Source organism: Dysgonomonadaceae bacterium zrk40, from assembly GCA_016916535.1.
In the GTDB taxonomy this organism is placed as follows: Bacteria; Bacteroidota; Bacteroidia; order Bacteroidales; family Dysgonomonadaceae; genus Proteiniphilum.
The window spans coordinates 1272393-1286778 of record CP070276.1 but is presented as its reverse complement, the minus strand read 5'-3'; the positions used below and the strand labels follow the sequence as shown (position 1 = coordinate 1286778).

Genomic DNA, 14386 nt, shown 5'->3' with positions numbered 1-14386 from the left:
CTATTTCTTGTTGGAATGAGGACAAAGGTAATAAAAAAAAGAATTACCTTTGCACTTTCGTCTGAATGGTTGAAACAATAGACATTACGCAACTTCAGCAGCGGATGGATCTCCATCCCAACATGGCTGCGGCAGGCTCATTGCTCGACAAGGTGCACTTGTTGTCGGTAACAGGTTTGCAGGGGTCGTCGCGTGCGCTTTTTGCCGTTTCGCTCTTCCGCAAAGCTCCCCGGACCTATCTTTACATTCTCAACGATGCCGAGACCGCCGGTTACTTCTATCACGACCTGACACAACTGATCGGTTCCAGCGAAGTGCTCTTTTTCCCTTCCGCATACAAGCGGGCGGCCCGCTACGGGCAGCTCGATGCCGCCAACGAGGTACTGCGCACTGAAACACTTAGCCGTTTGCAGGGTGACCCCGGATCGCTGATCATCGTGAGCTATCCCGATGCACTTGCAGAGAAGACTGTTTCACGTGATCAGCTGGCGGAGAAGACACTGAAACTATCGGCGGGAGAGCGGGTTGACGCCTCCTTCGTCAGCGAGGTGCTCGACAGCTACTATGGCTTTCAGTACGTCGATTACGTATATGAGCCGGGACAGTATGCCGTGAGGGGAAGCATCCTCGATGTATTCTCCTTTTCCGGCGAGCTTCCCTACCGAATCGATTTCTTCGGAGATGAGGTGGAAACCATCCGCAGCTTCGACTTGGAAACTCAGCTCTCCAAAGAGAAGCTCAGTGAGGTGCGCATCGTGCCAGAGTTCAGCCGTAACGGTGGTTTACATGCCTCCCTTTTTGATTCGCTGCCGGCACAGACAGTAATTGGCGTGGAGGATATGCGCTGGATAGCCAGCCGTGTGGAGTCGCTCAACCAGGATGAGCTTTACATAGACCCGAAGGATGTGGCCTTTGTAAAGGCTGACATGCTTACCCGCGAGGAGTTCATTGGACATATTGCACCCTTCTGTCAACTACGCTTTGATATGAGAATGCAGGAGACACCCGACGCTACGCTGCGTTTTCAGACCTCTCTGCAGCCCCTTTATCACAAGAATTTCGACTTGCTGAGCGAGTCGCTCCATCAGTTTACCGATGAGGGGTATACACTCTATATCCTGAGCGACAGCGAGAAACAGCAGAAAAGGCTCTATCATATCTTCGAGGACCGCAATGTTGCCATTCCCTTTGTGCCGGTCAACAGGACCCTGCATGAGGGTTTCTCCTGTGAGAACCTGAAGATATGCTGTTTCACCGACCACCAGATTTTCGACCGTTTCCACAAGTACAGCCTCAAATCGGATAAGGCACGAACCGGCAAGATCGCCCTCACACTGAAGGAGATCAACCAGTTGCAACAGGGCGATTACGTGGTGCACATGGATCACGGCATCGGCCGCTTCGCGGGTCTGGTGCGCTTGCGCATAGGAGAAAAGGTGCAGGAGGTGATCAAGCTCACCTATCTCAACAACGATGCTGTGTTCGTCTCCATTCACGCGCTGCACAAGGTCTCCAAGTATAAGGGTAAGGAGGGGGAGTCGCCACAGCTCAACAAGCTGGGTTCAGGCGCCTGGGAGAAGGTGAAGGAACGGACCAAGAAGAAGATCAAGGATATCGCCCGCGACCTGATCAAGCTCTATGCCCGTCGTCAGGAGGAGAAGGGTTACGCCTACTCACGCGACTCCTACCTGCAGACCGAGCTGGAGGCCTCTTTCATGTATGAGGATACCCCCGACCAGATAAAAGCAACACGCGACGTGAAGGCGGATATGCAGAGCGAGCAACCCATGGATCGGCTGATCTGCGGCGACGTGGGCTTCGGCAAGACCGAGATCGCCGTGCGCGCTGCCTTCAAGGCGGCAACAGACGGCAAGCAGACAGCCGTGCTGGTGCCCACCACCGTGTTGGCCACCCAGCACTACCACACCTTTCACGACCGCCTCGCCAGCTTCCCGGTGAAGGTGGATTACCTGAGCCGTGCACGCAGCAGCAAGGAACAGAAGGAGATCCTGGCCAACCTGAAGGAGGGTAAGATAGACATCCTGATCGGGACACACCGGCTCGTGGGCAAGGATGTGCAGTTCAAGGACCTGGGACTGCTCATCATCGACGAAGAGCAGAAGTTCGGCGTCTCGGTGAAGGAGAAGCTGAAACAGCTCAAGGTGAATGTCGACACGCTCACCATGACTGCCACCCCCATCCCCCGTACCCTCCAGTTCTCACTGATGGGATCACGCGACCTCTCTACCATCGGTACCCCTCCTCCCAACCGCTATCCGGTACAGACGGAGGTGCACACCTTTGACATTGAGATCATCCGCGATGCCATCAACTTTGAGATGAGTCGCAACGGACAGGTTTTTATCGTGAACAACCGCATCCAGAATATCTATGAGCTGGAGGCACTCATCAAGCGGGAGATCCCGGATGTGCGGATTGCCGTGGGACACGGTCAGATGGACCCCAAGAAGCTGGAGGGGGTGATCGCCGATTTCATGGACCACGAACAGGATCTGCTGATCGCCACCACAATCATCGAGTCGGGCATCGACATGCCCAACGTCAACACCATCATCGTAATCGATGCGCAGAACTTCGGGTTGAGCGACCTCCATCAGCTGCGCGGCAGGGTGGGACGCAGCAACCGCAAGGCTTTCTGCTACCTGCTGGCTCCACCGCTCTACACACTGAGCGCCGACTCGCGTCGCCGCCTGCAGGCCATCGAGAACTTCTCCGAACTGGGCAGCGGTATCCACATCGCCATGCAGGACCTCGATATCCGGGGTGCGGGTAACCTGCTGGGTGCCGAGCAGAGTGGCTTCATCGCCGACCTGGGGTATGAGACCTACCGTAAGATTCTCACCGAGGCTGTACAGGAGCTGCGCAAAGAGGAGTTTGCAGACCTTTACCGCGACGAACAGGAGGCTAAGGCAGAAGAGCAGGAGTTCGTGGAGGATGTATTGGTGGAGAGTGACCTGGAGCTGATGTTCCCGGTGATGTACATTCCCAACGATGCGGAACGGGTCGCAATCTATCGCGAGCTGGACAATATCGAAACAGAAACTGAGATCCTCGATTTCACCTCGCGACTGGAGGACCGCTTCGGTAAGATACCTTCACAGGGCAGAGAGCTGATTCGCATCGTACGGCTGCGTCGTCTGGCCAAGTCGCTCGGCATGGAGAAGGTGGTCCTCAAGAACAACCAGATGACCCTCAACCTGATCAATGATCCCGACTCACCTTATTACCGTTCGGCCGCTTTCGACAAGCTGCTGCTCTACGTGCAACAGTACGCCCGTCAATGCCAGTTGCGGGAGAAAGGGAAAAAGCGTTCCGTGGTGATCCGCAACGTGAACAGTGTAGAGACAGCTGTCTCAATTCTGGAGGAGATGCTCACCCGCACTGCTTGAACCCTTGGATTTACTGCCAAGGATCGATTCTCAGAATAGTTTTTCTATGGAGAGATAACGCTCACCCGTGTCATAGTTAAAGGTGAGAATTCGTTTTAGCTCTTTCAGTTCGGTTATTTTACGTGCCACTGCTGCCAGTGAGGCGCCGGTGGAGATACCCCCAAGAATGCCTTCTTCACGTGCCAACAGCTGCGCAAATCTGTATGCTTCCTCTTTCTCTATCTTGATCACGCTGTCGAGTATTGTGATGTCGAGAGTGTCGGGAATGAACCCAGCTCCAATACCTTGCAGGGCATGCGGTCCCGACCGCCCCTCGGTGATGATGGGTGAATCAGCAGGCTCCACGCCAATCACCTGCAGCGAAGGAAATGCTCTCTTCAGCTCCCTGCCCACACCGGTGATATGTCCACCGGTACCCATGCCGGTGATCAGGTAATCCAAACCCTCCGGAAAGTCTGCCAGGATCTCCTGTGCGGTAGTCTCTGCATGAATACGCGGATTGGCTTCGTTGGTAAACTGTTGGGGAATCCAGGAGCCGGGTATCTCTTGCTGCAGCTCTTCAGCCCTGGCGATGGCTCCCTTCATCCCCTTCTCGCGGGGTGTGAGCACCAGCTCCGCACCATAGAGCGCTACCAGGCGGCGCCGCTCTACCGACATCGACTCAGGCATCACGATGATTACCCGGTAACCTTTTGTGGCTCCTACAAAGGCGAGACCGACACCGGTATTGCCGGAGGTAGGTTCGATGATGGTGTCACCCGGGTGGATGATGCCTCTGCGCTCTGCATCCTCCACCATCGCCAAGGCGATGCGGTCCTTGATGCTGCCGGCAGGGTTCTGCTTCTCAAGCTTGATCCATACCTCCTGATTGGGGAAAAGGTGTTTCAGTTGAACATGTGGCGTATTGCCCACGGCCTTCAGAATATTGCTGTACTTCATGTTGGTGTGATGATTCGTTGATTAAATGATATGTTGATCTGTTGAAGGGTCAAATGACGAAGTTGTGGGGTTCATCGAAATCTTTCACAGTGCGGATTTTTACATCTACCGAGTTGTAGACCAAAGAGTAGGGGATTACGCTCTGGGTGAGCCAGGCTCCGCCTCCGATCACCGAGTCGTGACCGATCACCGTTTCTCCCCCGAGTATGGTGGCGTTGGCGTAGATAACCACGTTATCCTCCACGGTGGGGTGCCGTTTAACGTCGGAGAGCTTCTTCTCCACGTAGAGGGCTCCCAGCGTCACTCCCTGGTAAATCTTCACGTTGTCGCCGATCTCCGCAGTCTCACCAATCACGATGCCGGTGCCGTGATCCATGAAGAAATTCTTCCCGATACGGGCAGCAGGGTGGATGTCAATGCCCACCTTGGCATGGGCATGTTCGGAGAAGAGGCGGGAGATGAGTGGAAGTCCCAATTGATAGAGTGCATGTGCGATGCGGTGCGCACAGAGCGCATAGAAGCCGGGGTAGGTGATCACCACCTCCTCCAGGCTCTTCGCCGCAGGGTCATATTGCAAATAACAGGCGGCATCTTTGTAGAGCCGTTCCTGTAAAGCGGGGTAGAGCGCGAAAAAGGCTTCTGTCTTTTCATCGGCTGACTGTCGGTTGTGGAGCGTGGTGATGTTGGCATGCAATTTATCTGCCGCTGTTTTAAGCCCCTCCTGCACATGCAAATCTTCGGGGCAGTTACAGATGGGGAACATCAGGTTGATCAGTGTGTCGATCACCTCTTCCAGTTCGCACTTGTTGACAGGTATGTTGATGAGCTTTGGACTGAATTTTGTGATCAGTTCAAGTGTTTTGTCGGTCATTTGTCACTTCTTGTTTAAAATTTCCCTATCCTATATGGCTGATCCGTTCAATCAGTTCTGCACCCAGTGCCTTTTTCACTTCAATGTGCTTGAGTGTGGCAATGACAAAAGGATTTTTATCGAAAACACCACGTACATACTCAAAGTCGAGTGCTTTCTCCTGTATGTTGCCGTCGGCACCGAAGCCGGTCTTGAAGGAGAGTGAGAATTCCTTGCGTGCATCGCTGTAGATCATCTCATCGAGACTGACAACGCTCTCCTCCCATTTCTTGACGATGCGGATTACATCTGCTGCGGTGATGGTTTCGTGGGTGAGGTGGTAGAATGATAGAATCTTGTCCCATGCCCAGGTCCATTCGTTCACATAGTAAGTAGCGTGCAACGTTGCAAACACCTCGTTAATCTCCTGTAGTCTTGTGATCTCACCCGACTCAATACGGTTCAACAGTGTGTCAATCTCTGTCTTGGGGGCGATCAGCCCGGAGAGATCCACCCATTCTCCCAGACCCGGTGTGTTGCCGGGAGTGAGTCGTTCCCGTATCTCTTCATTGCTGTTGAATTTCGTTCCTTCCAAACGTTTGATGATGGAGTTGCCGAGGAACTTGTGGATGATGATCTCGTAAAGCTCCAATCCTCGTTTAAGTGCCCTGTTGGTGATGATACAACTCTGATAAGTGTAGATCTCGGAGGTTTCTCCGGCGGTGGCCTGTAGGTTGCGGAGGATTTCCATTCCGGCAAAAACCTTTTGAATGGTATAAGGACTGAGCAGGTTGAAGTTGATGCAGTCCAGCTTGTCGGGGTCCTTCCGTTTGTCCCTTTCGGGCCATTTCTTGGCATCGCGGATAGTGCCCACGCTCCGCAGATTGACAGCCGGAGCGATGTAGGTGCTGTTATCCTTTTCCACAAGATAGGAGAAGGGCAGGTTGGAGGTGTCAGCATGTTGATAATGACGTCCCAGGATGAGTGAGAATGCTCCTACCTTGGCTGGCCACAACACGTAGGAGTTGCTGGTGGTCTTGGCTCCTCTCTCCACGATCCCCTGGTGGATGGGCCCCAGCTTGTACATGTGGTTGCTCTGGTTCGATCCTGAGCCGGCATTCATGAATGAGAACATCCCGGCGATCAGTAGTGTTGACTTGTGGTGTGTCACCGTGTAGGGACCGGCAAAAAGTGCACAAGCCTCTCCGTTTTCTCCCTGGCAATTGCTGAAGAAAAGAGAGTCTGAAGCGGAATAACCATGATCGATATGACAGGCCTGGCCAATGAAGCATCGGGTAATGAAAGACCCCCCGTCGACAGTGGTGCCGGAGGAGATGATAAAGTCTTCAGCGATCACATTACGCCCAATGTATACCGGATCATGTTCGTTGCTGTTGATGCTGCCGTTCTTCAACTTCATTGCACCTGTGATCATGGTGTGTGCACCAATACGCACGTTCTTGATATAGCCCACATTGACAATCTTGCAACCGATACCGATGGAGCCCCTGTCGGAAGCATGTTTGTCGCAGTAGTGGTCAATGATTGCTTTCATTCGCTCAATCAGCACCGGTCGGTGACGGTAGAGTGAGTAGATATAAGCAAAATGTGCAGACAGCTTGTCGTTGATGTGCACCTCCCGACCGCCAGTTTCATTCAACACGCAGACTTCCACTCCGTTACCGAAATTGGTGAAGCCATCTACCATGATCACATCTACATTCTGAATGAAGCAATCGTCGCTGATGGTGTAGTTGGCAATGTAGTTCTGTACGTTTTCGATCACTACATTGTCTCCCACAGTGCAATTGTGAAGCACCGCATGGCTGATGCCGGCATGTTTCTTCAATCCCCCGGCTAGCGGAAACTCCTTGTCAAAAAGTCCAAGCTCAATATTCCCGGAGAACTGAGTGTGTCTGATATGGTCGGGAAGAAATCCTTCCTTCACCCTGACGGAATCCCAGTCGGTGCTGCTACACCCGTTCTGCCGCAGTGCCCGGATCTCTGCTTCGGTCAATGATCGATATGGTTGCATGGTTTGATTCTGTATTGAGATAATGAATAGATTGGATGAATGATTTGTCTGTTGGCCGATTGGCTCCAGAAAAAAGCGAGACTCCCCTTTGGGGATCTCGCTTCGGTTCGTATGCTTACTTACTTTTCAATGCTTCAAAGACCAAACGTTCCAGTTCCTCGGCCAACTCGGGATTGTCTCTGACGGCCAGCTTGGCGGCATCGCGTCCCTGTCCCAGCTTGGTGTCGTTGTAGCTATACCAGGAGCCACTCTTCTTGATGATGTTGAGCTCCGATCCCAGGTCGATGATCTCACCGGTACGGGAGATGCCCTCACCGTACATGATGTCAAACTCAGCTTTACGGAAGGGAGGTGCCACCTTGTTCTTCACCACCCTGACACGGGTGGGGCGACCGATCTGTTCCTCACCATCCTTGATGGGGGATCCGTTTCCCCGGATGTCGAGTCGCACCGAGGCATAGAACTTCAATGCGTTACCACCGGTGGTGGTCTCGGGATTGCCGAACATCACGCCGATCTTCTCGCGCAGCTGGTTAATGAAGATGCAGGTGGTATTGGTCTTGCTGATGGCTGAGGTGAGCTTGCGCAGTGCCTGCGACATCAGGCGTGCCTGTAGGCCTACATTGGAGTCGCCCATGTCTCCCTCGATCTCCTTTTTCGGTGTGAGCGCCGCTACCGAGTCGATCACGATGATATCGACCGCAGAAGAGCGTATCAGTTGCTCTGCGATCTCGAGTGCCTCCTCGCCACTGCTAGGCTGGGAGATGAGCAACTCGTCGGTGTCTACTCCCAGCTTCTCGGCATAAAAACGGTCGAAGGCATGCTCCGCATCGATGAAGGCTGCTACCCCTCCCGCCTTCTGCGCCTCGGCGATGGCATGAATGGCCAGGGTGGTCTTACCCGAAGATTCCGGTCCGTAGATCTCTATCACCCTGCCACGTGGGTATCCCCCCACGCCCAAAGCGACGTTCAGCCCGATGGAACCGGAGGAGATGACCGGCACCTCCTCAACCTTCTCATCGCCCATCATCATGATGGATCCCTTGCCGTATGTCTTCTCTATCTTGTCCATCGCTGCCCGCAGTGCTTTCAGCTTCTCACTGTTCTTGTTCTCTTTTTCCTGTTCCATAATGTTGTTGGTTTGTTTCTTTTTAGCATGATACCCCGGCGGCAATCACTTTTGAAACCAGCTTGGCAAAGAGGATGTCGTGGGGAGTAAAAACCCGATTTGAATTGCTATCAGCTGCCCAGGATCTGTACAGCATGGTTCTTCGTATCCACTTCACGTCCTGCCAGCACATGGGTGATCACACCCTGCTCATCTGTCAGGAAAGTGGTTCGCACCGTTCCCATATATCTTTTGCCCATCATGGTCTTCTCTTGCCACACGCCGAACAGTTGCACCAACTCTTTTTCGGTATCGGCAATCAGCGGGAAGGGCAATGTATGCTTGTTGATAAACTTCTGATGGGATGCTTCGCTGTCTACGCTGACCCCCAAAACCTCGTAACCCGCCTGTTGCAGGTCACTGTACCCGTCGCGCAGACTACAAGCCTGGGCAGTACACCCGGGGGTGTTGTCTTTCGGGTAGAAGTAGATGGCCAGCTTCCTGCCGGCATGATGACTTGCTTTCACCGGATCTCCATGCTGGTCGGTTCCAAGTTCTTCCGGTATCCTGTGTCCAATGTGTAATGCCATTGATTTTTATTAAATGAGTTTCGTTCTCAAAGATATAAAAAAAAGTTCAGATGAAACGAAAGGATGAACGGTGCTTTTTTACGCCAAACGATAAACCCCGCCCGGCAGCGCTTTTACCACTTTTTTTACTTCCAGTTCCAGCAGGGTAAGGAACAGTTCTGTGACGGGAATGTTCATCTCGACGGAGAGGTTGTTGACTTGCATCGACTCTTGTCGGCTCAAAAGTTGGCATATCTGCTCTTCCTCCGCGGTCAGCTCCGCGAACAACTCTTTCTGTGTCGCTTTTTTCACCTCCGGCTGTTTCTCCCATCCCATGTGGGCGAGGAACTGTTGGCTGCTGTGCAACAACACCGCCTGGTTGTCCGCGATGAGGCGGTTGCAGCCTGCCGACATAGGGTCTTTCACGCGCCCCGGCAGGGCAAACACCTCACGGAAGTAGGAGTTAGCAATGTCGGCAGTGGTGAGCGATCCTCCCTTCACTCCTGATTCAATTACCACTACCGCGTCTGCCATGCCGGCAACGATGCGGTTGCGCTTCACGAAGTTGTGCTTGTCGGGGTTGGTCTCGCTGGGGAACTCGGTGAGCAGTGCTCCTGCTTTCAGCATCTCTACTGCAGTCTGACGATGCAGCGAGGGGTAGATGCGGTCGAGGCCGTGAGCCAGTACCGCCACGGTTGAGAGGCCTTGTTTCAATGCCGAACGGTGGGCACAGATATCAATGCCGTAGGCCAGTCCGCTTACTACCAGAATGTCGGGATTGCTTTCCGACAGCTCTCGGATGAATGTTTCACAGAACTCGATTCCCTGGCGGGTGGCATTGCGGGTACCCACCACGCTGACCACCTTGCTGCGGTTCAGGTCACACTCTCCCCTGCTGTAGAGCAGTACCGGCGCATCGATGCATTGGGTAAGCCGCTGCGGGTAGGAGGGATCCGTAAAAAAGAGGGTTTGCAGGTTGTTTTTCGTGACAAAGGTAAGCTCCTTTTCTGCCCGCCGGAGTACTTCCGGGTTGCGGATTTCATCGATCACCTTCTCCGGGAGTCGGGGGATGGCCTTGAGACGCTGCCTGCTCTCCCGGAAGATCGCCTCCTCATCGCCCACGATCTCCATCAGGTTGCGGGCATGCATCACCCCCACACCTTTCATCAGCGTGAGCGCGATCTGATAGAGGGTTTTGTTGTCCATGATACGTTGAAAAACCTTATCTGATGTAATCCCTGAAAGCCTGGTCGAACACCTCCGGCTGCGACAGCTTGCCGTTCACCAGGTTGACCACCTCAATCTTCGCCTTGGCGCAGATCACTCCATCCTTTGCGCGGATGATCTCCTGGTGGAAGATGTACTTCACACCAATCCGCTCCAGCCGGGTGACGGTGCAGCGGAAGAGATCCATCCCGATGAGGGGTACCTTGTAGCGTATCTCCACACGGGAGACTACTGCATCGATCCCCTGCAGGTGCAGCTCATGAAAGTTGAGCCCCACCTTTTCCAGAAACTCATGTCTCGTTACCTCAAAATAGTGCTGATAGTTGGCATTGTTCACATGTCCCTGCGTATCGCACTCATAATCACGCACCTTTAGCGTCTGCTCAAATATCGGTTGTGCCACATTCACTCATTTAAGATCTTACTTCCTATTTTTCAGCCACTCTCTTGCGTTGACGAATGCTTCCATCCAAGGGGTTACTTCATGCTTGCGGTAGGCGAAGGGGTAGAAGGCATTCTGCCAGGGGAAGATGGTGCGTTCCAGGTGGGGCATCATCGCCAGGTGACGGCCGTCGCTTGAACAGACGGCGGCAGTGGCATGATCGGATCCGTTGGGGTTGCCGGGATACTCGTTGTAGAGGTACTTTGCGGCAATGTTGTAGGCCGACTCTTCGCCGGGCAGCACGAAGCGCCCTTCGCCGTGAGCCACCCAGATGCCCATCTTGGTGCCTGCAAGCGAGCGGAACAGAACTGATTCGTTCTGTGGGATCTCCACGCTCACGAAAGCGGACTCAAACTTGTGCGACAGGTTGTGCGCCATCTTTGGATGGTTTTCGCCCATCTCGGGGTAGAGCAGCCCCAGTTCCATCATCAGCTGGCAGCCGTTGCAGATGCCCAGGCTGAGTGTATCCTCACGTGCGTAGAATTGGGTGAGCGCTGCTTTGGCCTGCTCGTTGTAACGGAAGCCGCCAGCCCACCCCTTGGCAGAGCCCAGTACGTCGGAGTTGGAGAAGCCGCCGCAGAAAACGGCGAATTGAACTTCTTCGAGTGTCTCCCGTCCCGAGGTGAGGTCGGTCATGTGCACATCCTTCACGTCGAAGCCTGCCAGGTATAGGGCGTAGGCCATCTCCCGTTCGCCGTTGGTTCCCTTGTCGCGGATGATCGCTGCGGTGAGGCCGCTGCGCTCCTTCCGGTTGGGAGCAAGACCCAGGTCGGCCATCTTCCCGGTGAAGGAGGGGTTGAAGCTGAATTGCAGCGGTTGTTGCTTGTAGTTGGCGAAGCGGTCGGCGGCACATTTCTCGCCGCTTTGCTTGCGGTCGAGGAGGTAGGAGCTCCTGTACCAGACATCGCGCAGATGGTCTATGTCGAACTCTTGCCGGTAATCATCCTTTGCGATCACCAGCTTGCGTTCTTCGGTGGGGCGTGCCACAATGGCAAATCCCACGCCGTAATCTTCCAGGATCTTCTCCACCAGGCGGTGATGCTTCACCTGAATCACCACCCCCGGGTTCTCGGAGAAGAGGATCTTGATCAGGTCGGCATGGCGGATCTTGTCGAGGTGTGCCTCAACGCCCCCCTGCGGATTGGCAAAGCACATCTCCAGTAACGTGGCGACCAGTCCACCGGCGGAGATGTCATGTCCCGCCAGGATGAGACCACGGCTGATGAGTTCCTGCACGGCGGCGAAGGCATTTTTGAAATATTCGCTGTCGTTCACTGTCGGCACCTCGTCGCCTACCCTGCCCATGGTTTGGGCGAAGGCGGAACCGCCAAGTTTGAAGGTGTCGAACGAGAAGTCGATGTAGTAGAGGTAGGTGCCTTTGATGTAGGCCAGCACCGGGCTGGCGATGCGACGGATGTTCTTCACCTCGGCGGCTGCGGAGATGATTACCGTGCCGGGGGAGTAGACCTTTTCGTCGCCATACTTTTGTGTCATAGAGAGGGAGTCCTTACCGGTGGGGATGTTGATGCCCAGCTCTGAGGCGAAGTCGGAGCAGGCTTCCACCGCCTTGTAGAGGCGTGCATCTTCACCTGGGTTGCGGCAGGGCCACATCCAGTTGGCGCTCAGTGAGATGCTCTGGAGGCCTTCGCTGAGGGGCGCGAACACCATGTTGGTGAGTGCTTCGGAGATGGCCAGTACCGAGCCGGCAGCCGGATCAATCATCGCTGCCTGGGGCGCATGTCCGATGGAGGTGGCCATGCCGGCGTATCCACGGTAGTCGAGGGCGATGGCGCCACAGTCGCTCAGTGGCAGTTGTATCTCTCCCTGGCACTGCTGACGGGCTATCTTGCCGGTCACGGAGCGGTCCACCTTGTTGGTGAGCCAGTCCTTACAGGCCACGGTCTCCAGTTTCAGCACGTTCTCGATGTAGGTGCCAAGCTCCGCTTTGTTGTATTCGGGAGCCTCGTAGGTCTCCTCCAGGGTGCTGTCCTCCATCACGGTGACCGGTGGCTTGCCGAAGAAATCGGCCAGCTCCATGTCGATGGGATTGGCTTCCCCCTGCTTGCGGAAGGTGAAGCGCATGTCATTGGTGGTCTCGCCCACCACATACATCGGAGCACGCTCACGGGCAGCGATCCGTTCGATCCGATCAATTTCCTGCTGTTCCACCAGGAGACCCATCCGTTCCTGGCTCTCATTGCCGATGATCTCCTTGGCAGAGAGGGTTTTGTCGCCCACGGGAAGCTTGTCGATCTCAATCACACCGCCGGTCTGTTCCACCAACTCGGAGAGGCAGTTGAGGTGTCCCCCCGCGCCATGGTCATGGATGGAGACGATGGGGTTCTCCTCCGATTCAGAGAGTGTGCGGATCACGTTGGCCACCCGTTTTTGCATCTCAGGGTTGGCACGCTGTACCGCGTTGAGCTCGATGCCGGAGGAGTACTCGCCTGTGTTAACCGAGGAGACCGCACCACCACCCATGCCGATGCGGTAGTTGTCGCCTCCCAGTACCACCACCTTCTCACCACTCTTCGGATCGCCCTTTTGGGCGTCGCGGCTGTTGGCGTAGCCCACACCTCCGGCGAGCATGATCACCTTGTCATAGCCGAACTTCTTTTGGCTCTCGGCATGCTCGAAGGTGAGCAGGGAGCCGCAGATGAGTGGTTGACCGAACTTGTTTCCAAAGTCGGAGGCTCCGTTCGAGGCCTTGATCAGGATCTGCTCCGGTGTCTGGTAGAGCCAGGGACGGGGAGGCATCACCTGCTCCCAGGGACGACCCTCCTCCAGACGGGGGTAGGAGGTCATGTAGACAGCGGTTCCCGCGACGGGCAGTGAACCCTTGCCGCCGGCGAGGCGGTCGCGTATCTCCCCACCGGTGCCGGTGGAGGCGCCGTTGAAGGGTTCCACGGTGGTGGGGAAGTTATGTGTTTCAGCTTTTAGCGAGAGCACGCTCTCTACTTCCCGTGTCTCGAAGAAGTCGGGCTTGTCGCCGCTGGCGGGGGCAAACTGTTCGATCTGGGGTCCCCGAATGAAGGCTACGTTGTCTTTGTAGGCTGATATCAGGCTGTTGGGGTTGATGTTCGATGTCTTCTTGATCAGCTGGAAGAGCGAGAGCTCTTTTTCCTCGCCGTCGATGATAAAACGGCCGTTGAAGATCTTGTGGCGGCAGTGCTCCGAGTTGACCTGTGAGAAGCCGAACACCTCGCTGTCGGTCAGCTTCCGTCCCATTTTCGAGCTCACCTCGTTCAGGTAGGCGATCTCATCGTCGCTCAGTGCAAGCCCTTCGGCACTGTTGTAGGCGGCGATGTCATCGATGTAGATGATCGCCTCAGGCTGGCGGCCGATGGTGAAGAGTGTCTGGTCCAGCTGCTCATACTTGCGTTGCAGCATCGGGTCGAAGTCGAACGCGCTGCTTGCTGCCAGGGGGGTATACTCCTCCATGCGACTGATTCCTCCAATGCCCATGTTCTGCGTGATTTCCACGGCGCAGGTGCTCCAGGGGGTGATCATCTCACGGCGTGGACCGATAAAGGGGGTGTCGAGCGATGCAGCTGTGAGCATCTCAGCCTCGCCGAAGAGCCAGCAGAGCTTTTCTACTGTTTCAGGGGTTAAGACCTCAGCCGATTCCACGGCAATCACACTCTGGGAGGGGGTTCTGAAAAATGAAATCATGTCTCTTGTTTTTGTTGGGTTCAGCGGGAGGATTCCACAGGGCTGAACGGAAAGACAAAGTTAAACAACTTTGGTGAAAAGAGGAGTAATTGGAGGGTGAAAAGTGGCGCTCCGGTTTTGTACTGAACATTAAC

The 14386-nt window shown here is 54.8% G+C and carries 9 protein-coding genes; 1 reads left to right on the top strand and 8 read right to left on the bottom strand.

Going from position 1 to position 14386, the window contains the following annotated elements; translation table 11 throughout:
• Positions 1-65: 65 nt before the first annotated feature.
• Complete coding sequence (mfd, locus tag JS578_05445; protein QRX64677.1) at positions 66-3410, top strand: transcription-repair coupling factor; 3345 nt, start codon at positions 66-68, stop codon at positions 3408-3410.
• Positions 3411-3440: 30 nt separating this feature from the next.
• Here mfd and cysK read toward each other — a convergent pair whose 3' ends face one another.
• From cysK to purL, 8 genes are all read right to left on the bottom strand, one after another.
• Positions 3441-4349, bottom strand: a complete 909-nt coding sequence (cysK, locus tag JS578_05440) for a cysteine synthase A (GenBank protein ID QRX64676.1) — start codon at positions 4347-4349, stop codon at positions 3441-3443.
• A gap of 49 nt (positions 4350-4398) precedes the next feature.
• The gene (locus tag JS578_05435; protein QRX64675.1) at positions 4399-5220 is read right to left on the bottom strand and encodes a serine acetyltransferase; all 822 of its coding nucleotides are present in this window, start codon (positions 5218-5220) and stop codon (positions 4399-4401) included.
• 25 nt (positions 5221-5245) lie between these two features.
• Entirely contained in the window at positions 5246-7234 is a 1989-nt protein-coding gene (locus JS578_05430) for a DUF4954 family protein (GenBank protein QRX64674.1), read from the bottom strand.
• Positions 7235-7349: 115 nt separating this feature from the next.
• A complete protein-coding gene (recA, locus tag JS578_05425) occupies positions 7350-8363 on the bottom strand; it encodes a recombinase RecA (protein QRX64673.1) in 1014 nt (337 codons plus the stop codon).
• Positions 8364-8473: 110 nt separating this feature from the next.
• Entirely contained in the window at positions 8474-8932 is a 459-nt protein-coding gene (gene bcp / locus JS578_05420; GenBank protein QRX64672.1) for a thioredoxin-dependent thiol peroxidase, read from the bottom strand.
• Positions 8933-9010: 78 nt separating this feature from the next.
• A complete protein-coding gene (dprA, locus tag JS578_05415; GenBank protein ID QRX64671.1) occupies positions 9011-10117 on the bottom strand; it encodes a DNA-processing protein DprA in 1107 nt (368 codons plus the stop codon).
• A gap of 16 nt (positions 10118-10133) precedes the next feature.
• Positions 10134-10541, bottom strand: a complete 408-nt coding sequence (locus tag JS578_05410; protein QRX64670.1) for an acyl-CoA thioesterase — start codon at positions 10539-10541, stop codon at positions 10134-10136.
• Positions 10542-10559: 18 nt separating this feature from the next.
• Positions 10560-14252: a phosphoribosylformylglycinamidine synthase gene (purL, locus tag JS578_05405; GenBank protein ID QRX64669.1), complete on the bottom strand. Its 3693-nt coding sequence runs from the start codon at positions 14250-14252 to the stop codon at positions 10560-10562.
• Positions 14253-14386 lie beyond the last annotated feature (134 nt).

What these genes read in the sequence shown, in the direction of transcription:
- purL (QRX64669.1), bottom strand. Translation starts at nt 14,252, where the DNA reads ATGATTTCATTTTTCAGAACCCCCTCCCAGAGTGTGATTGCCGTGGAA.
- cysK (QRX64676.1), bottom strand. Translation starts at nt 4,349, where the DNA reads ATGAAGTACAGCAATATTCTGAAGGCCGTGGGCAATACGCCACATGTT.
- recA (QRX64673.1), bottom strand. Translation starts at nt 8,363, where the DNA reads ATGGAACAGGAAAAAGAGAACAAGAACAGTGAGAAGCTGAAAGCACTG.
- dprA (QRX64671.1), bottom strand. Translation starts at nt 10,117, where the DNA reads ATGGACAACAAAACCCTCTATCAGATCGCGCTCACGCTGATGAAAGGT.
- JS578_05430 (QRX64674.1), bottom strand. Translation starts at nt 7,234, where the DNA reads ATGCAACCATATCGATCATTGACCGAAGCAGAGATCCGGGCACTGCGG.
- JS578_05435 (QRX64675.1), bottom strand. Translation starts at nt 5,220, where the DNA reads ATGACCGACAAAACACTTGAACTGATCACAAAATTCAGTCCAAAGCTC.
- mfd (QRX64677.1), top strand. Translation starts at nt 66, where the DNA reads ATGGTTGAAACAATAGACATTACGCAACTTCAGCAGCGGATGGATCTC.
- bcp (QRX64672.1), bottom strand. Translation starts at nt 8,932, where the DNA reads ATGGCATTACACATTGGACACAGGATACCGGAAGAACTTGGAACCGAC.